This window comes from Peribacillus sp. NPDC055009, from assembly GCF_053608705.1.
Genome location: NZ_JBSGVZ010000026.1, coordinates 1 through 26082 on the forward strand (window position 1 = coordinate 1; position 26082 = coordinate 26082).

Below are 26082 nucleotides of genomic sequence, written 5' to 3' on the forward strand. Positions count from 1 at the left end.
GATATATGATATAAATATAAAAAATATTGATGTAAATAAAAAAATATTAGTTCCCTATCATCATAGGAAACTAATATTTAAGAGTAGTATAGAAATCGAGACATTTAATAAACTCCCTGGCAGCTTTTGAAAAATACTGCTTCTTAGAGCGAACGTAACCGAATTCCATTGTATTATTTTCCAGCTCCACCAAAGGAATGGCCACAAGTTCCCCGCTTAGGAAATAGGGGTCGCTGTTAACTCCAATATCATAAGAAAAGGCAATCGCTAATCCTTCAGCGACGGTTTTTTTGATGATCTCTGTATTATTTGTGAAAAACAATATATTCATCTCACCGTAATGATCAAAAAAACCTTTAATGAACGACTTCATTCTTGGTCCATTGTAAATGACCAAATTTTGGTCCATTAGCTCTTTTGGGGTTATGCTTTTACGGTTCACTAAAGGGGAGTTCTTACTGACCATCACAATCACTTTAGCTTCCATCAAGGGTTGGAATTCCAACTCAATTTCTTTTGGTTTAACCTTTGGGATATTCAATAGCCCGAAGTCTATCTTACCATTCAGTACTTCTTCGGTTATCTCCTGTCCCCCTTTTTCTTCAATGACAATTTTCACCTCGGGATACTTCTTCTTAAATAAGGCCAAGGATTTAGGCAAAACCGTTAGAAATAAACCTTGTGTTGATGATAGGCGTAACTCTTTTTCCATCGTATCTGAATGTATTTGAGCACTGTCTCTTATTTCTTCCAATTTGTTTAATACTTCAAGAGCTTTCTGGATGATTTCCTTTCCGTCTTCTGTAGGTATGGTTCCTAACCTTGACCGCTTGAAGATTTTTATACCTAATTCCTTCTCCAAACTCGTAATGGCCATACTGATTCCAGATTGGGAGATATGGAGGCTTTCTGAAGCCGTGGAAATCGAGTTAACCTCGGCTACCTTGATGATATATTCCAATTGTTCAATATTCATGATTCATTCTCCTTCTAGCCTATTACTAATATCATACCTCGAACAGAAAGCCCTTTCAATTTTAGAGAAGTGGATTCAGGACACTTCAAACTGTCGCCTCAAAAGCAGAAGCTAGTTTTATATAATTGTAGTTGTTTTTTCGTATTCTTTAGCTGGTTTTGCCTGATTATTTTTAATAGATACGGCAACAATCGTTCCCAATAACGCTATTATCACCAAAAACAGGAAAGCGGCATTATAGGAGTCATTAAACAAACTGATAATCAAACCGAGGGCTAAAGGAGAAACCGCACCTGCAATTTGACCGGCAAAAGTTACGAGTCCGGAGGCAGAGCCCGTTAGTTCCTTTGGTGAGTATTTTATGATGATCGTATAAAGAACCGTTCCAAAGAAAGACAGTGCTACGGAGTTGAGAGTGAGATAAGTGATGATAAGTGCTATAGACGTGGCGTTAGACATTAGAAAGAGAAAAATTGCCGATAATAAAGCGCCTGCAGCGGCAAGATACTTCTCCCGGTTAGCCATATGCTTATCCAGAAGCCACCCGCTTACATTAAACATCAAGAAACCAAAAATATAAGGGATTGCCAATAAACCTCCTGCGGCTATTAAATCCACCCCTTTTTCTTTAACCAAATATATAGGCATCCAAGTGATCAGACCATAGTTGATAATATTTGATATAAACTTGAATGTTATGAGTTTCCAAATATTTTCGATTTTAAATAACAGTTTCAGAGCAACCTTTTTTTGTTTCGGTTTGTCTTTTTTAACCTCTTGATTTCCTTGAGGCTTTAGAATGAACCAAATTCCGAAAGAAGCTAATATCCCTAGAATTCCGGAAATGGTAAACATGCCCCGCCAACCGAATGCCACCACCATGGAAGCTGCAAGTGCAGTACCTAATATCCCGCCAATATTTTGGGCAGACAGGAAAAACGAATTTGCCCTGCCCCGTTCTTCTTCCGGGAAGTTATCTCTTATAGTGGACATACTGGCAGGATAGAAAGGCCCTTCACCTAACCCGAACAGAAAACGGATGAATAATAAAGACATGAATGACCAAGCAAACCCAGTCATTACAGTGAACAAGGACCAACTAAACAAAGAAACAGTAACCATGACCCTGGCGCCATACTTATCGGTCATCCATCCACCAAGCGGTTGCATGAGTGAGTAGCTAACAAAAAATATACTAATTAAAATACCTGTCTGGGACGTATTGAGATGAAACTCATCTGCAATAGGGATAATCCCGACATTTATGGCAACGCGATCAAAAAAACTTAAAATCATTCCAACAAATAAAAGGCCGCTAATCATTATTTTTCGTTTCTTACTTGCATATAACTGCATTCCCCATCACTCCATTTTTTATATTTTCACAAAACCTCAGCCACACAGGAAGCGCTTACAATTCCTTTCGAATTACAAAACTTGTTCTGTAACTATTAGGAGCGTTTTATAAAAAATTAAAAACGAAACAGGATGCCTTCAGGATTAATTAATACATTCAAACCCACGAGACTACTAAGTAGACTCGTGGGTAACCGATCCATCCTTGTTTCAGAATATGAAGTGTTTGATTATCACGGAGTTACGATATTAACCTTAGGTTGGAATTGATCCAGCAAAGTCAGGAAATCTTCAAACTGTTTTTTATCACCGGAAATGGCAACTTTACCGGCTGCTTCCATTTTGGATAAATCTTCACGTCCCAGAGCAATCTGATAGAAAGTTATTCTATCTAATGTTAATGCTGCATCAGGGTTGGACGCCATTTTCCCTTTTTTGAAGTTCAATACAGAATTATTCAGATCGATCGTGTAATTGGTTTTCGAATCTGTAAATGTCAAATTGAAAGTCATATTTTTATTTTCCGCTTTCATTCCGTTTAATTTAATGGACAAGAATTTCAGGAAATCATCCATTGGCATATTGAGCAGCGTATCGAGATTCATCATTCCGCCACTTCCCTTTGAGTCTGACACACCATTCCTTAACTCGTCTGCGCCGGTAAGATAGAAATTACGCCACACAGAAGATTCAGCTGTGTATCCTAATTGCTCATAAGCTTTAGCCAATAAATTTTTTGCTTCTGTATTTTTCGGGTTGGCCATGACGACATGCTTTAAGACTTGAGCCACCCAGCGATATTCCCCTCTTTTATAATCAAGTTTTGCCTGTTTAATGACCTTCTTTTCCCCACCCATATACTGTACATATTTAGCGCCCGATTCCTCTTGTGGTAATGGATCCAAGTCGGATGGATTACCGTTGAAATATCCTAAATAAAAGTTGTACACCGCTTTTACGTTGTGTTTCAATGTTCCGTAATACCCCCGATTGGCCCAGACTTTATCCAACTTTTCAGGAAGCTTTAACTCTTCCGCGATTTCATCGGGTGTAAGTCCTAAATTAGCTAATCGTATGGTTTGGTCATGAATATATTTGTACAAATCACGCTGACTTTCCAACTGCTCCAGAACATCGTCCCTTCCCCATATGGGCCATGTATGGGCCGTAACCATAGCATCTATATCTTCGTTTCCAAACAGATCAACTGTTTCATCAAGTGCTTTCACCCATTTTAGGGTATCTCTGGTTTTAGCTCCCCTTAATGTATAAATATTATGTAACGTGTGTCCGGTGTTTTCCGCTACCACTAAAGTTTTGTAATCATTGATATAATAATGCATTTCAGATGGAGCTTCCGAATCCGGCGTCAATAAAAATTTAAATGTAATTCCGTCTATTTCCACCGTTTGAATATCATCCTTCACTTCCATTGTTGGAGGTAAATAGCTAAAAGTTCCGTTACTTAATCCTGGGCCAATACCAGAAGTAACAAATCCCCTTTCACTTGCGGGTAAGAGATTTCCAAACATATAACCTGCACGGCGAGACATTATATTGCCTAAAAGAATGTTTTCACTTAACGCTTCATCGTTAAAACCTGCCGGGACAATAATCGGCACCTTAGCTGGATTTTCAGCGTATTGAGCAATGCCTTTCATACCACCAAAGTGATCCGCATGACTGTGACTAATAACAATTGCACTTACTGGATTTTTGGGCCGATATTCAAAATAAAGCTCCATGGCTGCTTTTGCCGTTTCAATTGTAGAAAGTGTATCTAAAACTATTAATCCTGTTTTTCCTTCCACAATGGTAAGCACTGATAAATCCTGGCCCCGAACTTGATAAACGCCATCTACCACTTTAAATAAGCCTGTTATATTTTGTAATTGAGCCTGCCGCCACAAGCTTGGATTTACAGTAAGACTTGCCGGCTGATCTTCTTTTATGAATGAATATCGATTACTATCCCAAACTACGTCACCTTTTGAATTTTTAATTGGATTCATATTCAAAGGCGCAATGAATCCTTTGTGTGCATTCTTGAAATCTTCCTTATCTTTAAAATTCAACTGTTCATAAAAAGCCTTATTTGCTGAAATTGTTGCATCTGTCGCCGGCATCGGCTCATCTGACGCAGCCTTTGTAACAGAAGACCCTGCCAGTAAAACAAAAACAATGGGAACGGTTACAATTCCTTTAATAAAAGATACTTTGGACATTTCATACCCCTTTCTAAGTAGATATCATGTATCTATTCCGAATGTTGCAGCAGTAAACTTTCTCTTTTTTTAGAAATTTTAGGATAATATGAATTTATTTTATAATTAATTTGGCTTTAAGTATATTTCCTATTTCTAATGGTAACTTCAATTTTATTTATATAAAGGCTACGTTAAATTCTAATGTTGATATTTGACCATAAAAAAACCGCCTTGGTGAAAAGGCGGTTCATTGAGCTATCGTCCCCGTAGTTAAATAAATTAGTTGTGTCTGTTTTTATTGAGTATCTTCGTCGCTTTTGTACTCCAAAAATCACCTGGCTGACAATCAAAAGTCTTACATATCCGTTAATCATTCATTTTTTGACTTTATATCTGGGGCATTTTTTAATGGCTTTTGAAGGGCGTCCACAATGGCTGCGATGATACTTGTTGCTAAAATACCCATTAGACATAATGATGTAGGACCCGCTGCATCATCACTACCTGTAACTTTAGCAAGCACCCTTAAGCTTACTATTCCTAACAAAATGAGGAAAATGACTGTAAAAGCACATTTCTTTATAATCTTCAAAGATTTAAGGGATAATTCAGAGAAAGCATTGTTCTTTTCGATGTAGGTTAATAGTTTATATGCTTGATACAACGCAACAGAAAACGCAATACAGAATCCGTATGCACATACTAAAAAGGGGATTAGGAAGTAAGCCGTATCTGGATGTACCCTTGCATCCCTAACGGCTATCTCAGGCAACCAGATACACAAAGCAAGCACTGCAATTCCAGCCAGAAAAATAATTACCTTTAAGAAAGTGGTTGAACCTCGTTTAACATTCATTTAAAACACCTCACTTATTTAATGACAACATGATTTTAGCATATTATTTATCGTATTACAGTAAATTTATATTGTTTTTATTTATATTATTATTGTTATTTAAATATCCTTTTAATTTTGACAAAAATAAAAAGCACTTCTCATTACAAAGAAATGCTCTTACTTTAAAATGTTAAATTTACAACTTGTTCAACAAAACTGCCCGTTAGCTTAACAAGATTAAGCAGAGAGCCGAAGTTTGGTATTCGTGTCGGTCACAGTAAATAGGCACGATTTGACCAACATATTTTTCTTATTCGATAACCAAAGAATTTTATGCTGCCAGTAAAACAAGGTTACATGCGTCACCTCATTACCCAATTGCTCGGCACATTTTCTCAACGAATAGCCCTCCATCATTCATTCGATGAACCGAACCCAAAGATGAGGTCTTCTGGTACGTTGAAGATTGCGTGTTTGTGAGGTCGTTAAAGGTTTGATGGCAGGCTTTACAGCGGTAACGCTGCTGTCACCTGTCCAGCACGTGTTTTGATAACGAATTTACCAAATCGCACAACAAAATGGCTGTCGCAATGTGGGCAGACAAGACCAGCTTTATGCTTTTGTTCCTGGATTTCATCAATTGCACGAATAGGAGCCGACATCGGTTTCGTTCGAGACTGCAAGAAATATACAAGTTCCTGTTTACCGCTTTCAGTTAATGCTTCAGCGAGCTTCTTTACTTATTTAACATGGCCTATATAAAAATAACAATCCCTTTGTTTGTCTAACCGAAGGCTGAAGAACCAAATACAAAATGCCCCTCCCGATAGGGAAGAGCTTTAATGAATACGCAATGCCGTATATTCAATTTGCTATGACTTTTGCAAGGCAGGGTGTCCGGGGCCACACCGTTTCCCACAAATCTGAAAACGCTGCCAAATTGTAATGGTAAACGAAGGTAGCTTTTCATTCCTTATCGAAGAAAATCAACAAATTTAGACACCCCTATTTTGTTGAATCGCTTGTTTTTCCTGACTAGCCATAAATTTCTTGCCATATCTATTCTGGAAATATCCACTTCCCGCAAAAAGCCTTGCTCCAATTCCCTGGCCACTGTCAACCTTGGCAAAATGCTGATTCCAAGTCCTGCTTCAACCGCACTTTTTATCGCTTGTGTACTGCCAATCTCCATGTAGCTTTCTATTTTTTCTAAAACCCCATGCTCCCTTAGCATGTTTTCTACGATAAGCCGTGTTCCGGAAATGGATTCACGCCAAATCATCCTTTCATTTCCCAATTCCTCTAGCTGAATTTCTTTTCTGTCTTTCCATGGGTGGTCGGATGGACATACCAATATCAATTCGTCTTCGGCGAACTTGTCTACAATAAAATCGGTGTTTTCCACAAGTCCTTCCACCAAGGCCAAATCAATGACATCGTTTGAAAGATCCTCCAGAACCCGGGGGGTATTTTTTATCGTCAATGTCACTTTTATTTCTGGCTGCTGTTTTTTAAATCTCCCAAGCAAGCTCGGCAACAAATACTCGCCGATAGTCAAGGAAGCCCCAACTATTAGATTTGCATTGTACTTCCCCGTCGATTGCTGAATCACTTCTTTTGAATGGTTGAAGTCATTTACTATGGCTTTTGCAAAAGGGTATAACAGCTTTCCTGCTTCTGTAACTCTCAGCCTTCCTTCCTCACGGTCGAATAACAAAGTGTTATAATAATTTTCCAGTTGATGGATCTGCCGTGTTACAGCGGGCTGAGATAGGAAACTTAACCTCGCCGCCTGGCTTAAACTTCCTTCATCCACCACTAAACAAAACATTTTCAGATTTTCCAATTTCATGAAATCGACCTCCATGTTTTTAGATAGTTTATTAAAATGATAGCATCATTAGGGAAATGGTGAAATGAAAATAGTGTGATACATTCTGAGGCTATTCAATTATTGGCGGCATTCTTCATAAAACGGATAAATCTTCTGGGTATAACGTTTTGTTATACCCGATGATTTTGTTGCAATTTACCCATCCCTTTTTCTTTGATATGTTAATAATAAGATTTAACAATGCATTCAAAGGAAGTGACTGATGTCAATGAAAGGACAATGGAAAACTCTATTCCAATTATTTTGGACCTTTTTTAAAATAGCACCTGTCACATTCGGAGGCGGGTTTGCGATGATCCCCTTAATCGAAAAAGAAGTGGTCGAAAAAAGAAAATGGATGAAAAGCGAAGAAGTTACGGATGTTTTTGCTTTATCTCAGTCCGTACCGGGAGCTGTCGCCATTAACTCCGCCACCTTTATCGGCCATCGGATTGCCGGAATGAAGGGGGCAATGGCAGCCATGATTGGTGTTTCATTACCTACCTTTTTAATTGTTCTGCTCCTAGGCATTTTGTATTTTTTCATTCAGGATAATCCGAAGGTAGAATCCGCATTCATATCGATCAGAGCTTCCATAGTAGCCATCATCGCCTATGCGGCTATCAAGATAGGAAAAACGGCTATTGTAGACAAAACAACTTTCTGCATTTTAATAGTAGGAATTCCAGTCCTTTTCTTTCTGCACCCTGTGATGGTTATATTAGCAGGAGCTTTTGCTGGTATTGTGACCATCTCCATTAAGAGAAAATTAGGTTACGATGTCAAGTTGGACAGAAAAGATATAGGAAATGAAGAAAATGATTTCGAACCTTTCATGGGTGCTGGCATATAGGTATATCAAAAAAGGGTCTAACTAATTTTCAAGAAAGTGTGTGATGGAATGATGGAATTGTGGGAGTTGTTTAGCACCTTCTTTATTATCGGCTTTGTATCGTTTGGAGGCGGATACGCCATGATTCCCGTAATAGAATCGGAAGTCTCACAGCATGGATGGATGACGACGCAGCAATTTACTGATATCATCGCGATTTCCGGTATGTCCCCAGGCCCTGTCACTGCCAATAGTGCCATTCTTGTTGGCTATTCTACTGCTGGATTTGCAGGGGCCATTTCATCTGCTTTCGGAATCTTACTTCCTGCTATTATATTCGTAACCGTTATAGCCACCTTCTTCAGCAAATTGAATCATTACCCAGTTATTCAATCCATGTTCTATGGACTAAGACCCATTGTCACTGGTTTAATCCTCTTTGCAGCAATCAGCTTTGCACTTTCCAATAATATGATAGCGCTGAACTTTTCTTGGCATGCGATAAGCTTATTACTCGTTTTTGGATTATCGTTATTTGCCCTAATGAAATTACGCTGGCACCCAGCCTATGTAATTATCCTTTCCGGTTTAGTTGGTGTTGTCCTCTATTCATGACAGGTGTCGCACACACAACCATCATTAATTTGGACCGGAATTAAGCAGAAAAATTGAAGAATGATTGATACTATATGAATGGGAGAAAACTTGATTATGTTTATGTATTTACCATACAAAAAACACCCTGTATCCAATGATTCAGGGTGTTCAGACTGCAGACAAACTCGATGAAATTTTAGGGGTTTGTACAATTTGAACGTTGATTTCCCCTCCAGGCACTCGCTTTCCGCGGGCGGTCCGGGAGCCTTTGCGCCTGCGGGGTCTCCCCTGGACTCGCTTTTCCCGCAGGAGTCTCGCACACCCGCTCCAATCAACTTTGTTTTAACTTTTAGTTCTTCGATCCATCATTTCCCGGCTGAAACCGTGGAAAACCAATCAAGATGGCAATGACGCCACAAAATCCAATTAGTATTGGGTAATATGAATACTGCAAGATGCTTATCGGAGAAATCTTTGCTACCCCTGCTGCAACAAGCAGTTGTGCTCCATATGGTATCAACCCTTGGATACAACATGCAAATATGTCAAGCAAGCTCGCTGATTTACGCGGATCAATCCCATACTTTTCAGCGATATTTTTGGCAAGTGGCCCGGCAATGATAATCGAAATCGTGTTATTTGCCGTTGAAAGGTTTGTCAAACCAACAAGCCCTGCAATGCTGAATTCCGCCCCTTTTTTTGATTTGCTATTTCGGGTCACTAGATGGAGTAGATAATCGATGCCACCATTATGTTTGATAACAGCTACCATACCTGCAATTAAAATGGCAAGGAAGGAGATTTCATACATTCCCGCCATTCCTTCTCCAACTTTTTGAATGACACCCAACGGTTTATAACTTCCATCAGCCAAGCCGATAATTCCGGCAAATACGATTCCGATGGAAAGGACCAGGAACACATTGACTCCTGCCAATGCAGTGATCAATACGCAAAGATATGGAAGAATCTTCACCCAATTATAAGAATGTTGGGAGATGTCAGCTTGTTCACCCATTGTTAAAATTCCAAGGATTGCACATGTGATGATGGCCGCAGGTAAAACGATGAAAAAATTCACTTTAAACTTATCCTTCATTTTCGTTCCCTGAGTTCGAACTGCAGCGATTGTCGTATCTGAAATGAAGGAAAGGTTATCCCCAAACATCGCACCACCAATAACGGCCGCCATTGATAGGGCAAGCGAAATATCTGTTTGCTCACTAATCCCGACCCCTATAGGTGCCAATGCAACAATCGTTCCCATGCTTGTCCCCATGGATAAAGAAATAAAACAAGCAATAATGAATATCCCTACCATTAATAGATTTTGCGGAAAAACAGCTAAGGCAAGATTCACTGTCGATTCAACTGCTCCCATGCCATTGGCAACTTCGGCAAAAGCGCCAGCTAAAAGGAAAATGATAACCATTAACATAATATTGGCGTCCCCGGCACCTTTACAGAAGATATCAACCTTATGATTGAATGTCTCTTTCGGATTCATTGCCAATGCAGCTGCCGAAGCAATTGAAATTGCAACAATCACCGGAAATGAATAAAAATCTTTAGTGATGATTCCGGACCCTATAAATAAAATTAAAAATACGACAAATGGGATCAATGCCCATGGATTCCCTTTATTGTTTGCACTCATGATGTACACCTCTTTTTATTTTTCCCGTGACATGTGTCACAGCTCTTATTCTATTAACAGCTTTCGCAAATAACTCCAATTTGAACCTACCTGATTATCTAGTCTTGGAGATATAGCAAAAAAACTGGCATAAAAAAGACCCCTTCTATTTAACAACAAGAAGAGGTCTTTTAATTTATAAAAAACACCCTCCTTATCTTTCAGGCAAAAATCAGCCTGCTGGATTTGGCACAGCACTCCATTTAAGTCCGCTGCCGAGACATCTTCGGGCCAGTCCCTCCGTCTCTCTTGATAAGAAGATTACATTATATAATTTATCAAATATTACGATGCCTTCCAGAAAAGTACCACACTGGAAACTTGCTGAAACCATCTGAGTTTGTGAAAGTGACATCGAAAGTCTTTTTGAAAAGCAAATATAACAGTACAGCATTTTGTCTATTTTCGCAAGGGTTAATTTTAAAGTATTTTACATGCACTCTTTACTATTTATAAAGAAATCTTGACATGTGCGGTTAATCAGTTTTTTTCATTTATCGGGACGGAATTCATATAAAAAAGAGGTCTTATGACCTCTCAGCAAATTTGTTGTATTAGGTTAGATGAATTATTTTTGGTCGAATTCACATCAGTCGATACCTCAAAGGCTTCCATCTGTTCCGAATCGAATGACTTTAAATACTGCTGCAGATATGCAGGATCATTATTTGTTGGACTCAACCATTCTTTTTCATCTTCTGGTTTAAGGATGACAGGCATACGATCATGAATGCTGGTCATTAGCTCATTAGGAACGGTTGTTATAACGGAGCATGAATAGACGCTGATGCCTTCAGGAGATTTCCAGGATTCCCAGATACCCGCCATTCCAAATGGAGCATGATTCTTCAGTTTTATTCGCATCGGTATTTTTCTTTCCGGTGTCTTCTTCCATTCATAAAAAGAGTCAGCGATTATCAAGCATCTCTTCTTCTTATACGCATTCCTGAAGCTTGCTTTCTCAGCAATGGTTTCCGCTCTGGCATTGATCATTTTGTAGCCCACTTTTTCGTCTTTTGCCCAGAAAGGAATGAGTCCCCACCGAAGATATCCAAGTCGATTCCTTGCCCCGTCATTAATGACGGAGAGAACGGATTGGGAGGGAGCAATATTGTAGCTGAATTGGTATTCCCCATCAAACGATCCTTGAATATCAAACCGATCTTTTATTTCTTCAATGTCAGTGAAAAGGGTAAAACGTCCACACATACTATCGCCTACCGTATTAGAATTTATTACAGTGTAACAAATCGAACGGACAGGCACAAATCAGCGTTCTAAAATCCTGATGTCGGTAAATGGTTGATTAAATAATTCGCTGGAAATCAAAAGAGTTCCAAGGACTTCTCTTTCATCTTCAGCTTTAATGATTTCCGACAAGATCAAGGTACTGCCATTCCTGACCGTCACTTTATATTCATTCATAAAAAATCCCCCCTAGATGGTTGTTATTATAAACCAAAAACCCACAAGTATCAGTAGTGAACTTTGGTAGAGCCATGGTTAATCCTATAACGGGGAGTCAAGCAATGGCCCCGACCATTAACGCGTGTAAAGGAGGCGTAAAAAAGACTGTCCATGAATGATTCACGGACAGCCTGGGTGCAGCCAAAGGACTTAGTTTCAATACTTATAATTGAGCATGGAGATAACATTGAGGAAAGCTGGAAGGACCAAATTGGAATTGCCCCTCTTCCATATCCATTCATTATTTAAAATGCAGCAAAACTTCATTTATTAAATGTGCTGCCAATGTTACGGTTTTATTATTTTCGTCCAACGAAGGATTCACTTCCGAAATGTCAAAGGAGAGGATTTTTTCATTCGATACGATATGCCTAATAATCGCACGTACCAATTTCGGATTCAGTCCAAACGGCGATGGAGCACTCACCCCAGGTGCGTATGCTGAATCAATGACGTCCGTACATAATGTAAGCATAATGTAGTCATTTTTATTAACGAATTCATTTATCCGCCGCTTTGTTTCATCCATTTCGTTCAATGACAAATCTTCTTCCAATATGTAGTCTACCTTACTCCTCTCAGCGGTTTCAAACAGTGCCTTTGTATTCCCCTGCTTTTGAATTCCGACACATAAATATCCACAACTTTGGTCTTCTTCCAAAATCTGCTTAAACATCGTTCCTGATGAACTTTCTTTTTCATAGGGCCTCATATCAAAGTGCGCGTCAATATTAATGATCCCCAATCTAGCTTTTGGTCCAACGGATTTCCTAATCCCAAGATAATGGCCATACAGGGTTTCGTGCCCTCCCCCAAGTATGATAGGAATCGCTTTAGTCTCCAATATCCGGTCAACAGCCGATCCCAGTTCGAATTGGGCGGCCTCCATTTCCGTACTTTCACATATTACATCGCCAGCATCCACCAGCTCGGTTTGGGACGGTAAATGACAGGGTAATTTCGCCAAGTATTGCCTAATATGATCAGGACCCTCTGCAGCACCAATCCTGCCTTTATTCCTTCTGACGCCTTCATCACATTTGAAGCCAATCAACCCAAAGGTCTTTGATGCATTGGAAGAGATGGCTAATTCCGATATCGGAGCCAACCGTACTCTTTGGTGGTATCTGAAGCTGTCCATGTCAGATTGGGAATCAATTCTTCCATTCCAATATTTTGAAGTCGGATTAGTATACATAATTTCTCCTTTATTTAAAAAATTCCGAAATATCTTTTTTAAAAATTATAGATGAGATAATATATAATTACCAATACAAAAATTCAATATATCTATAGTTTAAAGCTATAGAAAGGAGCATAAATGGATCTTCGTCAACTTCGGTATTTCACTACCACCGTCCAGGAAAAGAATTTCTCAAAAGCGGCAAAAATGCTGCATATATCACAACCTTCCCTAAGTAATGCCATAATGAAATTAGAAAATGAAGTTAGTTTACAGCTTTTGGAACGTAATACAAGGGGTCTTGAGCTTACGGAAGCAGGGGGTCTTTTTTATACGAGATCTGTTGACCTGTTAAGAAGATTCGATAATTTGCAAGTGGAGCTTAAGGAAATGAAGGATGTTGGAAGCGGAACAGTATCTATAGGTTCCATAGAATCATTCAAATTTTGGTTTCCGAAGATAATCAGGAATTTTAAAATCAATTATCCTAATATTCATATAATAGTAAGGGAAATATTAGGGGAAGAGAAAGTTTTCGATTCGTTAAATCGGTATAATGTTCATTTCACCATCACGAACCAGCCCATCAAAAACGATGAAATTCTGTCCACTCCCCTTTATAATGAAAAATTCATGCTTTTGATCCATAAAGATGACGAGTTAAATGAAAAAGAGTCCATCACTTTCCAAGACATTGCAAAGAAAGAATTGATCATCAGTACAACTGGATTTCAAACAAGAGATGATATCTTAAGAGCATTTAAGGGTGAAAATGCAATTCCAAATATCCTATACGAAATAGAAAGGCTTGAAACGGCTTGCAGTTTGGTGGAAGAAGGGCTTGGGGTTACAATTTTACCGGAGTGCTATATAAAATCCGCTGTATCCCCCAATACTGCAATTCGTGCGATTGATTCGAATTTTTTGGAAAGGACTGTTTACCTGGCCTATTTGAAAGATCGATATCTGTCTCCTGCAGTATGTAAGTTAGTAGAGGAGATACATAGCTTTTTTAAGTGGGATGTTAGGAACGATGCCTAAATGCTGATTCTCTAATTTAATGGAAAAGACACCCTAGCTCATTGTGATTCACTTTATATAAAGAAAACACTTTAGACTTCCTGCCAATGAGCTAGGTTTCCCGCTCATATTTGCAGGAGGTTCATGTGTTTTCATTATCCATCCATATTGTTTTTCCTCACTAATTAATAACGTCCTAAAGCTGACACTTCCACGCCAAGTAAAATACTTGTTCAATAAAAATTCATTATAGCGCTTTTTAGGAAGTTCTTATTCCCTCTGCTTCACATCGCAAGTTATAAAAATACTGGATAATTTCCTTTTCATTTAGGATAGATTTTTTAAGACCCTGTAACGTACGCATCCCAACTCTTCTATCTATCTCAGAAAAAATCTTTATAATCATATCATCTGATTTTAAGGAAATTTCTATTGGTAAATTAAAATATTCTTCCACCGCATTAAAAAGTCATACTGTGCAAAAATCCCCTCTGCTTTAATCATTTCATGTGCTTGTATCCCTATCTAATAGTTCTGATTTCCATTATAGACATCGTATTCAATACTTTTGGCATTTCTTATTTCATTTTCTTTTCTGAACATTTCTCTATCAGATGTTATCGTACACATATTTAGGATTTCCTTTTTATCAACAGTAATAACAGCTCGTCCTAATCGGTCGTGAGCCTTTCGATAATTCGTAACAGTAAACTGAACTCTATTTTTTAGAGAGTCACAGATAAAACTCTCTAACTTTTTCTTTACTTTACTCCATTGTTGATTGCAAGTTTTTATTCTCCTTTACAGTTTTCAATTTCCACAAAAGTATATTTCTTTCCTTATTCTATTCTGCTTGTTAATGAGCTGTAGAGGTATATGTATAAAGAGTCAAAATCTACACAAGTTTAGCCATCTTTATTTTTGCGTTCGGTCACTTCTTGAAATGCTTGTTCACTTGCAGAAAATGATGATGCAAGTAAATGGATAAAGAACTCTTTCAACCGATGTATTTTTGCTTAATTCAATTTTTGAATTTTTACTATCAATTCACTTAACGTCATTCTGAATCCCTCTAACAAACGTTATTTTCATTCGTTTGTTTCAATCACATATCAAAAGAGAAAGTGACCATAACCTAAATATAAAAAAGATAATCCTCCGGCAAGACTCTTTTTAAGAACCTCTTCGTTCTTTCTTCTTTTGGATTCACAAAAATTTCTTTAGGCGATCCCTCTTCCACTATGACACCTGCATCCATAAAAATCACTCTGTTTGCAACATCCTTTGCAAAAGACATTTCATGCGTGACAACTAACATCGTAGTTCCTTCTTTGGCAATTTGCTTCATCACCGTCAGTACTTCACCGACCAATTCCGGGTCCAATGCCGAAGTTGGTTCGTCAAATAAAATTATGTCAGGGTTTAAAGCAACCGCTCTCGCAATGCCCACCCTTTGCTGCTGCCCGCCTGAGAGTTCACTAGGGTAAGCACCATATTTTTCCGACAAGCCTACTTTATCCAATGCTTTTTTACCAATCTCATATGCTTCTGCTTTCGCAATCTTCCTTCCAATAACCAGTCCTTCCGTCACATTTTCCAATGCCGTTTTATTAGTGAAAAGATTATAATTTTGAAAAACAAAGGCTATCTTCTGCCTTATTCCATGAATCACTTTTTTAGATGCCGTTTTAAGACTTACATCAATATCACCAAAAACGGCATGTCCTTGATCTGCTTTTTCAAGAAAGTTAATGCAGCGGAGTAAAGTTGTCTTACCTGAACCACTTGGACCCAGAATTACCACCACATCCCCCTTGTCTATATTTAAATCCACACCTTTTAAAATCTCATTCTCACCGAATGATTTATGAATATTTTTAATCTCTAGCATTTAGGCCACACCTCCTCATTTCAGATACTCACGGCTTTAAACCTGCTTACTCGTTTTTCATACCTTTTAAACAAGTATTCCACCAAACTACATAAAATTAGGTAAACAAGAAAGATATCAATATATGCTTCAACATAATTGTAGCCAACATTGGCAGCTACCTTGGCTTTTAAAGTGATTTCCTGCAATGACAAAGCATAACCTAATGATGTCGCTTTAATCAGATTGACTGTTGCTGTACATATATTCGGTAATGCCACTACCAATGTCTGTGGAATGATAATTCTTCTAAATGCTTGCACAGTTGTTAATCCGACAGCATATGAAGCTTCAAGTTGCCCCTTGCTCACTGTGCTAATTGCCGAACGAAACACCTCTGTGAGAATAGCTGTCGTATTCAACGAGAAAACAATGAATGCGTACCATATCGGATTTACATCGTATACATTCATTTCGACAGCATACTTTTCAAATATAGAAGTCAGCATTAATGGCACACTGCTATATATAATGAAAATTTGGATAATGACGGGCGTTCCTCTGACAAATGAAACGTATATCTGTGTTAAGCGATTCAATACCGGGATTTGATTAATTCTTGATAAAGCAAGTAAAAACCCTAATGGCAAGGCAATAATCAAAGCAACAATTGTAATGAATAATGCGGTCGGCACCCCCGATAACGCTACAAAAAAGGTTTCCACTAAAAACCTATAATCCAGACCTTCTGACATTCTGTCACCCCTCTATGCAGTTGTTATCACTTGTTTTCCTTTACTGAATGCCTTTTCCAATCTTAAGAACAGTTGTTCAATGGCAATCGACAATGTCCAGTAAATAACCGCCAATGCAAGATAAATTTCTAATGCATGTGTGTTATAGTTCCCGGCGATTATAAGCTCTGCCTTCCCCATGATATCTATCAAGCCGATTGTATATGCTAAAGACCCTTCTTTCATTAATTCAAGTAAGCTGTTACCGAAGTTTGGTAAGGCGACTACGAAAGCCTGGGGTAAAATAATTCTCCGGTAAGCTTGCGTATTGCTTAATCCAACGCTTACTGCCGCTTCAAATTGCCCTCTATCAATAGATTCAAGCGATGTTCTGATCACTTCTGACATCGCAGCCGCAAATTGAAGCGAAAAGGTTATGACTACAAATACTGCTTTATCAATATCATTAAGATTTATGCCAAATTTCCCTGCAATTGCAGGTATACCATAATAAGTCAAAAAAAGCAGAACTATAGAGGGCGTACATCTCAATACCGTTGTATATCCATAGGCAATTTTCCTGGCGATTTTACTATTTCCAAGTTTCATGACTGCTAAGATGAAACCTATGATTGTCCCGAACAAGACCGATAGACCCGTAACGATTAATGTTACTTTTAGAAAGGGAACTAACATTGGTACCGACTCTACTATGTAAGCTAAATCAAAGTATTTTTCCATGTTTCACCTCCATCTGCTTTCATTGAAGATTCGAATTTTCAAATCCAATCATTCTATTGAAGGCCAGTACCTAGAAACTTGCCATCTCTTAAAATACCAGAGTTATCCAAGAAAACCCATATTAAGAAAATGACAAGTCATAGCCTATTGATTGACATTTTAATTCTTGTTTTGCTAAGGACTTCGTTATCTCTCTACAGTTCCCAAAACTTCGAATAAATCCCGGCCATAAAACTTTTCGCTTAACTCATTCGTCTTCTTTTCGTCTTTAATTTTTTTAATCGCTTCATCATAAGCATCTGCGAATTTTTGTTCTTTTTTGTTGAATAATGGCCAGGTTTTAATGACTGCAAATTCATTGTAAACTAGATCATCCACTAAATTATGATAGGGGCCATCGTCGGCCACTTGCTTCTTAAAAGCTCCCTCGATCGCTATTCCACCGTCGACACGGCCTTCATTTACCCATTGAATTACATCTACAGTGAAGGCATCTCCGGCTTTCAATTTCACCTTATTGTCCGGATTGGCCTGATTATACTCATCAACGATCGTGTATTGAGCGTTATTTGCTGCGATTGGTGCTAAGGAGAAGCCCTCTGAAGCAAAGTCCTTGAGATTTTTGATCTTTGAATTTTCTTTCTTTAAAACAAGGCCCGCACTGCTTAATCCAAGGAATTCTTTAGGAAAGATGAACTTCTCAGTCCTTTCCTCTGTCCAGAAAGCATTTTTAACCCCCACTTGATATTTACCTTGTTCAATGCCTACTAACAAGTCATCGCTTGATGTGCCAATATATTCGAATTCGTATGCCGGTAGTAATTCATCAACCAATTTCATAACTTCCACATCATATCCAGTTGGATTTCCCTTCTCATCCAGCCAAGACATAGGTTTTGACGCTTGGTCATATGCTACTTTTACCTTTCGGACACCTGAAGTGCTACCTGAATTTGCATCGGCTTCATTACTCGTTGATGTACCTGATCCGCACCCCGCTAATATGGTTACAAACGCTAAACCGATAGTTAAAACATGGCGAAATTTTTTATTTTTCATAGTGAATCCCCTTTCGTTTTACGATGTTTTTTTACTTGCATTTGTATTTCCTGAAATTCAAAGGAAATACATACATCACCTTCACCACTCAATACCAACTATTTAGGTAGGTTAAGTAAGTTATTTGGTTATAAACATAATAGATGGATACTTTTGTAAAGTCAATGTGTATATTTAAAATTTTCAAGCAACTGCACACACCTGTTTTATTAAAAGAGTTGTAGTTATATGAAAATACAAGAGTCTTTCCGGAGGCATCATTTATCTGCAAGCCCTTAATTTCCTTGACAACTAAACACACCTTAATTATCATTTAAACCAATAAGATTAATAGGAATTGAAATAAAAACAGAAGGTAATAGAAGGAGGGAACCGTGTGATTAACCTATTCATTAAGACGGAGAGTCAAAAAGCGTGGCTGAAAAAATTATATGAAGTAGAATCAAAATTCAAAAATAATTCTGCTCAAATTGATGAATTGGCCTTTTTTCCGAAAGAACATATACAAGATTTAATTCGTATGGGATATACAAGTTCAACTCTTCCCAAATCCTATGGTGGCGGAGGGTTAAAAGTTTATGACATGATTCTCCTTCAAGAAACATTGGCTAGTTTTGATTCAGCGACTGCGCTATCCATTGGTTGGAACCTTGGAGTGATAGGAGATCTTTTTGAACAGGAAAGTTGGACAAAAACGAACTTAGATTTTATTGCTGGGGAAGTTCTAAATGGCGCTTTAGTGAACCGTTCCGTTAGTGAAGCGCAAACTGGCAGTCCGACTCGCGGGGGACGCCCCGGAACGAAGGCAGTCAAAAAGGGAGATTATTGGGTTATTTCCGGACGTAAAACCTATACAACCATGTCCCCTGTTTTAACTTATTTCCTAGTCTCAGCATGGATCGAGGAAAGGCAAAAGGTTGGATTTTTTCTCCTGCATAAAGATTTGGATGGGCTCTACATAGATGAAACATGGGACGTAATTTCAATGAGGGGGACAGGAAGTCATGATTTGGTCCTTAAAGATGTTGAAGTGGATGATTCAAAACTTGTTGAGTTACCTGAAATGCCAAGTGGAAACAGATTCAATGCATGGATCCTTCATATTCCAGCCTGTTACCTTGGCATTGCGCAAGCTGCAAGGGATTACGCCATACACTTTGCCAATAGCTATACTCCAAACAGTATAAATGCACCTATCAGCCAGCTGGCTAATGTCCAACAACTGTTAGGAGAAATTGATTTGGAATTAATGAAAGCCAGGCATTTCTTATATAGCGTTGCCGAGGCTTATGATGATGAATCACGAAGAATTCATTTCACAAATGAGCTGGGGGCTGCAAAACATATTGTTACAAACGCAGCCATTACAATTGTCGATAAAGCCATGCGAATAGTCGGTGCAAAAAGCCTTCAACGCAATAATCCTCTACAAAGGCACTATAGGGATGTAAGAGCTGGTTTACACAATCCTCCGATGGACGATGTAACGATAAAGAATTTAGCAAAATTGGCAATTGAACAGACAAAATCCAATTTAAGCGGCCATCCACTTTTGAAATGATCAGATTTGATAAAAGAAACGCTATGAACTATAAATAACCCCTGAATTCTCTTTTCATAGAGAATCCAGGGGTTTTCCATTTTTTGAGTCATACAGAATTCGATTTTATTCTTGGAGCAGGCTGGGCTCCCTCAAGAAAAGAAATTAATTGGTGACACTACCATCATCGTCTGAATCTTCAATATCCGCCGGATCTTTTTCCAATAGTGCAACTTTGTCTTTTTCGTTCCATTTTGCTTTATATCCTAATGATTTTGCGACTTTTAGCACCGGTAAGTAGGATTTTTTATCTGGTTTAAATATTTCTAAATCCACTGTTTCAATTGCACCCAAACCTAGAAGCAATTTGTCTGATTGGATATATGGTTTTCCATCAATCAGTTTCATTTGTTTTGCTGTGTAAGGATAAACGGCTCCATTCACTTTTAAGGTAAACGGCCCCTTTTTTTCTTCTTTCATTTCTCTTGGCTGTTTCGATTTATAGGAAACCCCATCCACACCGAGAACTGTTCCTTCTCTTGTATTGTCGGCCCCCCCATACATTCTTCCCCTTTCATAATCATAAATAACAGCTTGCACATTTCCGATATGCTGCGGTTTTTCTTCATAAACATGCCCTTTTGCCATTAACTCTAACCTAGTATTTTGATCGATTCCCGGTTCCCATCTAACTGTCGGATAGCCAGCAGAGTAAACACGCGGCGTAAGTATCGCATCTTGAATTGTCATTTGATGATCGATCACATTCATGATCGTTTCAGATACCGATGCTATAATCGTGGCTCCACCTGGTGACCCAATGGCCATGAAAGGATTGCCATCTTTTAATATGAAGGTCGGTGACATACTGCTTCTTGGTCTTTTTCCTGGTTCCACCTGGTTAACGCCACCCGGTGTAGCATCAAAATCCGTCATTTCATTATTAAGCATGAATCCATAATCAGGTACCATGATACCTGAACCGAATACTTGCTCGATCGTAGTCGTATAAGAAACCATATTTCCCCACTTATCCATTACAGAAAAGTGAGTCGTTTGTCCGATCGGTGTTTTCTCTTCTTTTACCTTCTCCATTGAAACCGGTTCTTGGCCTTCGTACTTCCATGGATCGCCTTCTTTGACATCGGCTGTTGATTTATTTGGATTGATGAGCTTTCTTCTTTCTTTTATATATTCTTCATCTAATAGTCCTTTAGTGGGTACATCATAAAAATCTTCATCTGCCATATAGGCAGCTCGATCGGCAAAAGCCAGATGCATGGCTTCGGTTAGATGATGAAGATACTCAGGAGAGTTCGACCCCATCTTTTGCACATCGTATCCTTCCATAAGCTCAAGAATCTGTTGGACAGTCAAGCTGCCTGAACTTGGCGAAGCCGCCCCGACCACTTCAAATCCCCTATATTCCGATTTAATTGGCTCCCTCTCTTTCACCACATAGTTTTCCAAATCTTCAGTTGTCATCGTCCCTTCACGTTTTTGAACTTCTTTCGTGAGGGCTTCCCCGATTTCACCTTTATAAAAAACATTTGAACCTTGTTTTTTTATTAACTTAAGAGTCTTTGCCAGATTAGGCTGAACGAGGGTGTCTCCCTCTTCCAATGGCTTTCCGTTAGGCACAAATACTTTTGCAGCTTCTTCGTTATTTTCTAATTTTTTTACATTTTCATCGATATATTGCGCTGTTATCCAATTGACCTTAACGCCTTTTTCAGCTTGTTTAATGGCCGGGTCCATAACTTGTGATAATTTCAATGTTCCGTATTTTTCTAGGGCTGCTTCCATCCCCTTAAGGGTTCCAGGAACACCAACAGCTTTACCGCTTGTGTGCCGTTTACTGAAAGGTACGGGTTTTCCCTTTTCATCTAAAAATAGTTCAGGCGTAACATTTTGCGGTGCCATTTCGCGGCTATCGATCATCGTAATTTTATTTTCTTTCTTATTATAAATCATGATAAAACCACCGCCGCCGATTCCAGACATCATCGGTTCAACTACATTTAACGATAATTGAATGGCTGCTGCTGCATCGACTGCATTTCCACCTTGTTTTAATATCTTTATGCCCGCTTCAGCCGCTAAAGGGTGGGAAACTGATACGATTCCTTTTGTTGCTCCTTTTTTCATTGAAGTATCCACTCCAGGGACACTTGCAAAAGCTGGTGTGATCATGCAAAAGAAACTGAAAGTAACTAAAATAAAACTTTTTAAAAATTTCATGAATTAGTCTCCTTTCAAATTAAAACCATTTAGGGTCTTACCATAATGCAACTGAAAATACGAGCTGATGAACCTAGTAGGAATATGCTGGTTGTTCTCGATAGAAAAGCAGTCTGCACATTCCGATTGGGCGTTGTGTTCTCAATGATGTTTCACTTCAAAAAATCACCCCCCCGAATGGTTCAGCTCTATCATTTACTTTTAGGATCGATGTTCTTAGACTCAATTTTTCTCTATGCTTTGGTTATTTTCCAAGATTTTGGTGCTGTCGTGATTGTCACTTTTCCAAAGGTATTGTAAAGCCAGTAATACGATAAAAGCGGATACACCAATGATGTCCGATATCGTTTCAGGATAGATTAATAGTAAACCAACGATTATAGCGAGGACTCTTTCTAACCAGTGCATCCCCCTCATCCAGTAACCTATAACACCCGCCCCAATTGCAATCATGCCTGACATTGCTGTAAGTACAACCCAGGCAACCTCCATCCAAGTTGTATCGATCATCAGCATTTGTGGGGAAAGAACAAAAATATATGGAATGATAAATGCAGCGATAGCAAGTTTTGATGACTCAATTCCCGTTTTTATCGGTTCACCGCCTGCCACCCCTGCCGCTGCAAATGCCGCTAAAGCAACTGGAGGAGTAATATCTGCTATAATGCCAAAATAGAAAACGAATAAATGTGCAGATAAATCAGGAACACCAAGCAAAATGATCGCAGGTGCTGCAATCGTCGATGTGATGACATAATTGGCGGTCGTAGGTGAACCCATTCCTAATATAAGTGCCGCTACCATAGTTAGCATCAGTGTTGGAATCAAATATCCACCAGACAAATCGATCAAACCATTAGCCAGCTTCAGCCCTAATCCGGTTTTCGTAACGATTCCTACAATAATGCCTGCTGCTGCGGTTGCAGCTGCAACCGCAAGTGCCGTTCGGGCTCCATCCACCAATGCATAAATGATATCGATGAATTTCATGCGGACATCCTTGTTTATGAAACCTACAAGAACCGAGATTGCAATGGAATACAGGGCTGCATGTGTAACCGTGATATTCAGCATGAGCAATAAAATAATGGCAAGGATCGGTATTAGTAAATAAAATTTGCCGAACACTTCCTTTTTACTTGGCATCTCTTCTTTCGTTAACCCACGCAGCCCAAGTCGTTTCGCTTCAAAATGGGTCATGATCCAAATTCCTGAAAAGTAAAGGATAGCTGGAATCGCAGCCGCCTTTGCTATATCCCAATACGTTATCCCATTCCCAATGAACTCAACCATTAAGAATGCCGCTGCACCCATTACCGGAGGCATCAATTGACCGCCTGTCGAAGCGGCTGCCTCCACTGCCCCAGCGAATTCCTTCTTATATCCAAGATTTTTCATCATCGGTATCGTGAATGCTCCCGAAGTGACAACATTAGCTACGGAACTTCCGCTAATCGTCCCTTGAAGAGCACTGGAAAAAATCGCAACCTTTGCAGGTCCCCCTATCCTTCTGCCGGCAATGGCGGTTGAAAGATCATTGAAGTATTGACCGACACCTGTTCGGACTAGAAAGGATCCAAACAGTAAAAATAGGAAGATGAATGTCGATGACACCGCTAACGGAGTGCCTAAAATGCCCTCTGTCGAGAAGAACATCGTTTGCACCATCCGTTCGAGAGTCAAACCGCGATGCGCGAGGAATCCTGGCATATATTGTCCAAAAATCCCATAGAAAATGAATATCAAAGCAATGACCATAATGGGAAGACCCACTGCACGCCTGGTTGCCTCCAAAACCAGGAGAATGGCCATTAAACCAACGGCAAAATCCAATGCGCCCAAACGTCCTACATTCATGACGATATCTTCGAAAAATAAGGGCCAATATGCACCTACCCCGATACTAAGGATCGCTAATATGATATCGTACCAGGCAATTTGAAACTTTCCTTTTTCACGCTTCTTCCGGTTTGCGGGAAATAGTAAAAACACTAAGGAGAGTGCAAACCCTAAATGTATCGTCCGTTGGATTTGTGCTGTAAAAACACCAAAAATGGCAGTATATAATTGGAATAGCGAAAAAGCCAGGAGTCCAAAAAACGCAATGTGGCCCAAGACACCAGTTAATTTCCTAGTCCCGGCTTCCGGATCATATTTTCCCAACAACTCCTGCTGTTCCGCTTCGGTTAAATATTTGATTTTTTCATTATCAGCCACTAATCTTCACTCCCTTCAACTGTTCCCACAATGAAATTCTTTCCGATGAAATCCTGACCCATGTCCCTGGTTTAATGAAGTCTGCCAATGTGTATGTTTTTTCATCATATATTAAACGATGGTTAGCTTTAACTTGTCCTACCCGTAAATCGATATGGGTGAAATTGCGTTTCATATTTTTTATGAAATAGGTACCGTCTTTTTCTTCAAAGACTTCCTCCCCCTCCGCATTAGAAGGCATACCGACTGCAAAATCATGATAAGAAAGTTCAGTTTGTTGGATTTGCTTATCCGATAAACGATATGATTCCAAAACATCCGTGAGGTGGATGGAGTGTGTATACTCAATCTTGAATTCTTTTTCTTTTTTCAAAGGAAAGTATGCGATTAATTCCCCTTGGTCCTCAAAGGAAAAGGCAATTACATGCTTGTAAGGAAAAAAGAATAAAAAAGCGATGAGCAGAGGTATACCAAATGCCATGAATCTCTTGAATTTCATAGGTACCCCTTTCAAAACCAGATATCCCATTTAGAAAAAAACGAAGCCGATAGGCCACATAAAGCGAGCTACCGACCCAATGCATTACTTGGAAACACCTTTTTCTTTAAAGTATTTTGCTGCTCCAGGATGCACTTCCATTTCCCCTAATCCTTCTAGGGCAGTTTCTGCTGTAAGGAACTTGCCTTTTGCATGTGTGATTTGATCTGTGTTGTCATAAACAGCTTTAGTCATTTCATAAACTAAATCTTCATCAAGATCCTTTGTAACCACTAACATCGCTTTAACTGCAACTGTTTTTACCTCGGATTTGATTTTGTACGTACCGCTTGGAATTGTATCTTCAGCATAGTATGGATACTTTTTAACCAATGCTTGAATTTTGTCCTCTGCAATAGGCAGGACCATGATATCATTTTGTACGGACAGCGCCTCAACTGCACCTGTTGGTGTTCCGGCAGTAATGAAAGCTGCGTCAATATTTCCTGCTTGAATTCCTTCGGCCGACTCATCGAAAGACAGGTTTTGTCCTTTAATATCTTTCTCAGACAAACCATGAATCTCCAGGATCTGCATGGCATTGATGTATGCACCGGAACCCGGAGCACCTACTGATACCTTTTTACCCTTTAAATCCTCGATTGATTTAATTCCGCTTTTTGCAGTCGTTACAATTTGAACAGTTTCAGGATATAGAGAGCTGATCGCCATTATATTATCAATGGGTTTCCCGTCGAACATCTCTGTTCCTTCAAGTGCATATGCGGCGATATCCGTTTGTGAAAAAGCGATTTCAGCCTCTCCAGCCCTTAACGTTTCCATGTTTTCGGCGGAGGCGCCAGATGTCTGAGGTGTTATGTTCGCTTTTGTTTTATCGGAAATGATTTTTCCGATTTGTCCTCCGAGCGGATAGTATGTACCTCCCGTACCACCAGTCAACAAACTCAAATTTTGGTTTCCGCTGCCCGAGACACCTGTTTTGCTGTCTCCGCAGGCACTGATAATACCGGATACCGTCAAAATCATGACCAATAAAAAGCACTTATGAAATTTTTTCATAAAACTCCCCCCTCATGTGTTTTCATCATCTGCAAAGGATGATAATGTTATTATTCTACCGACTGCCTCACTTTCCC

The 26082-nt window shown here is 39.1% G+C and carries 23 protein-coding genes, 1 pseudogene and 1 riboswitch; of the genes and pseudogenes, 4 read left to right on the forward strand and 20 right to left on the reverse strand.

Features of this window, described 5'->3' with window-relative positions; genetic code table 11:
- Positions 1 to 70: 70 nt before the first annotated feature.
- The 6 genes and pseudogenes from ACWF5P_RS24665 to ACWF5P_RS24690 all read right to left on the reverse strand — a co-directional run bounded on the left by ACWF5P_RS24665 (position 71) and on the right by ACWF5P_RS24690 (position 7229).
- The gene (locus ACWF5P_RS24665) at positions 71 to 976 is read right to left on the reverse strand and encodes a LysR family transcriptional regulator (RefSeq protein ID WP_452445394.1); all 906 of its coding nucleotides are present in this window, start codon (positions 974 to 976) and stop codon (positions 71 to 73) included.
- Positions 977 to 1093: 117 nt separating this feature from the next.
- Positions 1094 to 2332 (reverse strand): MFS transporter, encoded by a 1239-nt coding sequence (locus ACWF5P_RS24670; RefSeq protein ID WP_434169434.1) that lies wholly within the window; start codon positions 2330 to 2332, stop codon positions 1094 to 1096.
- A 233-nt stretch (positions 2333 to 2565) separates the two neighbouring features.
- Complete coding sequence (locus ACWF5P_RS24675; RefSeq protein WP_434169433.1) at positions 2566 to 4557, reverse strand: alkyl sulfatase dimerization domain-containing protein; 1992 nt, start codon at positions 4555 to 4557, stop codon at positions 2566 to 2568.
- A gap of 352 nt (positions 4558 to 4909) precedes the next feature.
- Positions 4910 to 5395, reverse strand: a complete 486-nt coding sequence (locus ACWF5P_RS24680; RefSeq protein WP_098372987.1) for a DUF2975 domain-containing protein — start codon at positions 5393 to 5395, stop codon at positions 4910 to 4912.
- A 306-nt stretch (positions 5396 to 5701) separates the two neighbouring features.
- Positions 5702 to 6117, reverse strand: a pseudogene (locus tag ACWF5P_RS24685) (transposase); the annotation flags it as partial.
- Between the two features lie 233 nt (positions 6118 to 6350).
- Positions 6351 to 7229: a LysR family transcriptional regulator gene (locus ACWF5P_RS24690; RefSeq protein ID WP_452445395.1), complete on the reverse strand. Its 879-nt coding sequence runs from the start codon at positions 7227 to 7229 to the stop codon at positions 6351 to 6353.
- 244 nt (positions 7230 to 7473) lie between these two features.
- Here ACWF5P_RS24690 and ACWF5P_RS24695 point away from each other — a divergent pair, with 244 nt between their 5' ends.
- Together ACWF5P_RS24695 and ACWF5P_RS24700 are read left to right on the forward strand one after the other, a co-directional pair.
- Positions 7474 to 8103: a chromate transporter gene (locus ACWF5P_RS24695; protein ID WP_452445396.1), complete on the forward strand. Its 630-nt coding sequence runs from the start codon at positions 7474 to 7476 to the stop codon at positions 8101 to 8103.
- 48 nt (positions 8104 to 8151) lie between these two features.
- Entirely contained in the window at positions 8152 to 8697 is a 546-nt protein-coding gene (locus ACWF5P_RS24700) for a chromate transporter (RefSeq protein WP_452445397.1), read from the forward strand.
- Positions 8698 to 9028: 331 nt separating this feature from the next.
- Here the strand turns inward: ACWF5P_RS24700 and ACWF5P_RS24705 are convergent, their stop codons facing one another.
- From ACWF5P_RS24705 to hutG, 4 genes are all read right to left on the reverse strand, one after another.
- Entirely contained in the window at positions 9029 to 10336 is a 1308-nt protein-coding gene (locus tag ACWF5P_RS24705; protein ID WP_452445398.1) for a Na+/H+ antiporter NhaC family protein, read from the reverse strand.
- Between the two features lie 190 nt (positions 10337 to 10526).
- A riboswitch (SAM riboswitch) is annotated at positions 10527 to 10634 on the reverse strand.
- A 278-nt stretch (positions 10635 to 10912) separates the two neighbouring features.
- Positions 10913 to 11584, reverse strand: coding sequence for an SOS response-associated peptidase (locus ACWF5P_RS24710; RefSeq protein WP_402942378.1), 672 nt, complete (start codon positions 11582 to 11584; stop codon positions 10913 to 10915).
- A gap of 60 nt (positions 11585 to 11644) precedes the next feature.
- Positions 11645 to 11800, reverse strand: coding sequence for a hypothetical protein (locus ACWF5P_RS24715; protein ID WP_153246094.1), 156 nt, complete (start codon positions 11798 to 11800; stop codon positions 11645 to 11647).
- Between the two features lie 283 nt (positions 11801 to 12083).
- A complete protein-coding gene (hutG, locus tag ACWF5P_RS24720) occupies positions 12084 to 13040 on the reverse strand; it encodes a formimidoylglutamase (RefSeq protein WP_452445399.1) in 957 nt (318 codons plus the stop codon).
- Between the two features lie 123 nt (positions 13041 to 13163).
- Here hutG and ACWF5P_RS24725 point away from each other — a divergent pair, with 123 nt between their 5' ends.
- Positions 13164 to 14066: a LysR family transcriptional regulator gene (locus ACWF5P_RS24725; RefSeq protein WP_452445400.1), complete on the forward strand. Its 903-nt coding sequence runs from the start codon at positions 13164 to 13166 to the stop codon at positions 14064 to 14066.
- A 238-nt stretch (positions 14067 to 14304) separates the two neighbouring features.
- Here the strand turns inward: ACWF5P_RS24725 and ACWF5P_RS24730 are convergent, their stop codons facing one another.
- The 6 genes from ACWF5P_RS24730 to ACWF5P_RS24755 form a co-directional block, all read right to left on the reverse strand.
- Positions 14305 to 14451 carry a hypothetical protein gene (locus ACWF5P_RS24730; protein ID WP_452445418.1) on the reverse strand — a complete coding sequence of 49 codons (147 nt, stop codon included), beginning with the start codon at positions 14449 to 14451 and terminating at the stop codon, positions 14305 to 14307.
- Positions 14452 to 14570: 119 nt separating this feature from the next.
- Positions 14571 to 14840 (reverse strand): SF0329 family protein, encoded by a 270-nt coding sequence (locus ACWF5P_RS24735; RefSeq protein WP_452445419.1) that lies wholly within the window; start codon positions 14838 to 14840, stop codon positions 14571 to 14573.
- A 340-nt stretch (positions 14841 to 15180) separates the two neighbouring features.
- Entirely contained in the window at positions 15181 to 15936 is a 756-nt protein-coding gene (locus ACWF5P_RS24740; RefSeq protein ID WP_452445401.1) for an amino acid ABC transporter ATP-binding protein, read from the reverse strand.
- Between the two features lie 20 nt (positions 15937 to 15956).
- Positions 15957 to 16670 (reverse strand): ABC transporter permease subunit, encoded by a 714-nt coding sequence (locus tag ACWF5P_RS24745; protein ID WP_434169426.1) that lies wholly within the window; start codon positions 16668 to 16670, stop codon positions 15957 to 15959.
- A gap of 12 nt (positions 16671 to 16682) precedes the next feature.
- On the reverse strand, positions 16683 to 17390 hold the full coding sequence (locus ACWF5P_RS24750) for an amino acid ABC transporter permease (RefSeq protein WP_101221854.1): 708 nt from the start codon (positions 17388 to 17390) through the stop codon (positions 16683 to 16685).
- 186 nt (positions 17391 to 17576) lie between these two features.
- On the reverse strand, positions 17577 to 18449 hold the full coding sequence (locus ACWF5P_RS24755) for a transporter substrate-binding domain-containing protein (RefSeq protein ID WP_101221853.1): 873 nt from the start codon (positions 18447 to 18449) through the stop codon (positions 17577 to 17579).
- Positions 18450 to 18825: 376 nt separating this feature from the next.
- On the opposite strand from ACWF5P_RS24755, the gene ACWF5P_RS24760 reads away from it, so the two are divergent.
- A complete protein-coding gene (locus ACWF5P_RS24760) occupies positions 18826 to 20010 on the forward strand; it encodes an acyl-CoA dehydrogenase family protein (protein WP_452445402.1) in 1185 nt (394 codons plus the stop codon).
- 144 nt (positions 20011 to 20154) lie between these two features.
- Here ACWF5P_RS24760 and ggt read toward each other — a convergent pair whose 3' ends face one another.
- From ggt to ACWF5P_RS24780, 4 genes are all read right to left on the reverse strand, one after another.
- A complete protein-coding gene (gene ggt / locus ACWF5P_RS24765; RefSeq protein WP_452445403.1) occupies positions 20155 to 22230 on the reverse strand; it encodes a gamma-glutamyltransferase in 2076 nt (691 codons plus the stop codon).
- Between the two features lie 222 nt (positions 22231 to 22452).
- Entirely contained in the window at positions 22453 to 24447 is a 1995-nt protein-coding gene (locus ACWF5P_RS24770) for a TRAP transporter permease (RefSeq protein WP_452445404.1), read from the reverse strand.
- Complete coding sequence (locus ACWF5P_RS24775; RefSeq protein ID WP_452445405.1) at positions 24440 to 24946, reverse strand: DUF1850 domain-containing protein; 507 nt, start codon at positions 24944 to 24946, stop codon at positions 24440 to 24442. Before ACWF5P_RS24775 ends, ACWF5P_RS24770 begins: the two co-directional genes overlap by 8 nt.
- 84 nt (positions 24947 to 25030) lie before the next feature.
- Positions 25031 to 26005, reverse strand: a complete 975-nt coding sequence (locus ACWF5P_RS24780; protein ID WP_434169420.1) for a TAXI family TRAP transporter solute-binding subunit — start codon at positions 26003 to 26005, stop codon at positions 25031 to 25033.
- Positions 26006 to 26082 lie beyond the last annotated feature (77 nt).

Bases quoted from the DNA above. Each gene is read 5' to 3' on its own strand.
- ACWF5P_RS24665 (WP_452445394.1), bottom strand. From the start codon at position 976: ATGAATATTGAACAATTGGAATATATCATCAAGGTAGCCGAGGTTAAC.
- ACWF5P_RS24670 (WP_434169434.1), bottom strand. From the start codon at position 2,332: ATGCAGTTATATGCAAGTAAGAAACGAAAAATAATGATTAGCGGCCTT.
- ACWF5P_RS24675 (WP_434169433.1), bottom strand. From the start codon at position 4,557: ATGTCCAAAGTATCTTTTATTAAAGGAATTGTAACCGTTCCCATTGTT.
- ACWF5P_RS24680 (WP_098372987.1), bottom strand. From the start codon at position 5,395: ATGAATGTTAAACGAGGTTCAACCACTTTCTTAAAGGTAATTATTTTT.
- ACWF5P_RS24690 (WP_452445395.1), bottom strand. From the start codon at position 7,229: ATGAAATTGGAAAATCTGAAAATGTTTTGTTTAGTGGTGGATGAAGGA.
- ACWF5P_RS24695 (WP_452445396.1), top strand. From the start codon at position 7,474: ATGTCAATGAAAGGACAATGGAAAACTCTATTCCAATTATTTTGGACC.
- ACWF5P_RS24700 (WP_452445397.1), top strand. From the start codon at position 8,152: ATGATGGAATTGTGGGAGTTGTTTAGCACCTTCTTTATTATCGGCTTT.
- ACWF5P_RS24705 (WP_452445398.1), bottom strand. From the start codon at position 10,336: ATGAGTGCAAACAATAAAGGGAATCCATGGGCATTGATCCCATTTGTC.
- ACWF5P_RS24710 (WP_402942378.1), bottom strand. From the start codon at position 11,584: ATGTGTGGACGTTTTACCCTTTTCACTGACATTGAAGAAATAAAAGAT.
- ACWF5P_RS24715 (WP_153246094.1), bottom strand. From the start codon at position 11,800: ATGAATGAATATAAAGTGACGGTCAGGAATGGCAGTACCTTGATCTTG.
- hutG (WP_452445399.1), bottom strand. From the start codon at position 13,040: ATGTATACTAATCCGACTTCAAAATATTGGAATGGAAGAATTGATTCC.
- ACWF5P_RS24725 (WP_452445400.1), top strand. From the start codon at position 13,164: ATGGATCTTCGTCAACTTCGGTATTTCACTACCACCGTCCAGGAAAAG.
- ACWF5P_RS24730 (WP_452445418.1), bottom strand. From the start codon at position 14,451: ATGATTATAAAGATTTTTTCTGAGATAGATAGAAGAGTTGGGATGCGT.
- ACWF5P_RS24740 (WP_452445401.1), bottom strand. From the start codon at position 15,936: ATGCTAGAGATTAAAAATATTCATAAATCATTCGGTGAGAATGAGATT.
- ACWF5P_RS24745 (WP_434169426.1), bottom strand. From the start codon at position 16,670: ATGTCAGAAGGTCTGGATTATAGGTTTTTAGTGGAAACCTTTTTTGTA.
- ACWF5P_RS24750 (WP_101221854.1), bottom strand. From the start codon at position 17,390: ATGGAAAAATACTTTGATTTAGCTTACATAGTAGAGTCGGTACCAATG.
- ACWF5P_RS24755 (WP_101221853.1), bottom strand. From the start codon at position 18,449: ATGAAAAATAAAAAATTTCGCCATGTTTTAACTATCGGTTTAGCGTTT.
- ggt (WP_452445403.1), bottom strand. From the start codon at position 22,230: ATGAAATTTTTAAAAAGTTTTATTTTAGTTACTTTCAGTTTCTTTTGC.
- ACWF5P_RS24775 (WP_452445405.1), bottom strand. From the start codon at position 24,946: ATGAAATTCAAGAGATTCATGGCATTTGGTATACCTCTGCTCATCGCT.
- ACWF5P_RS24780 (WP_434169420.1), bottom strand. From the start codon at position 26,005: ATGAAAAAATTTCATAAGTGCTTTTTATTGGTCATGATTTTGACGGTA.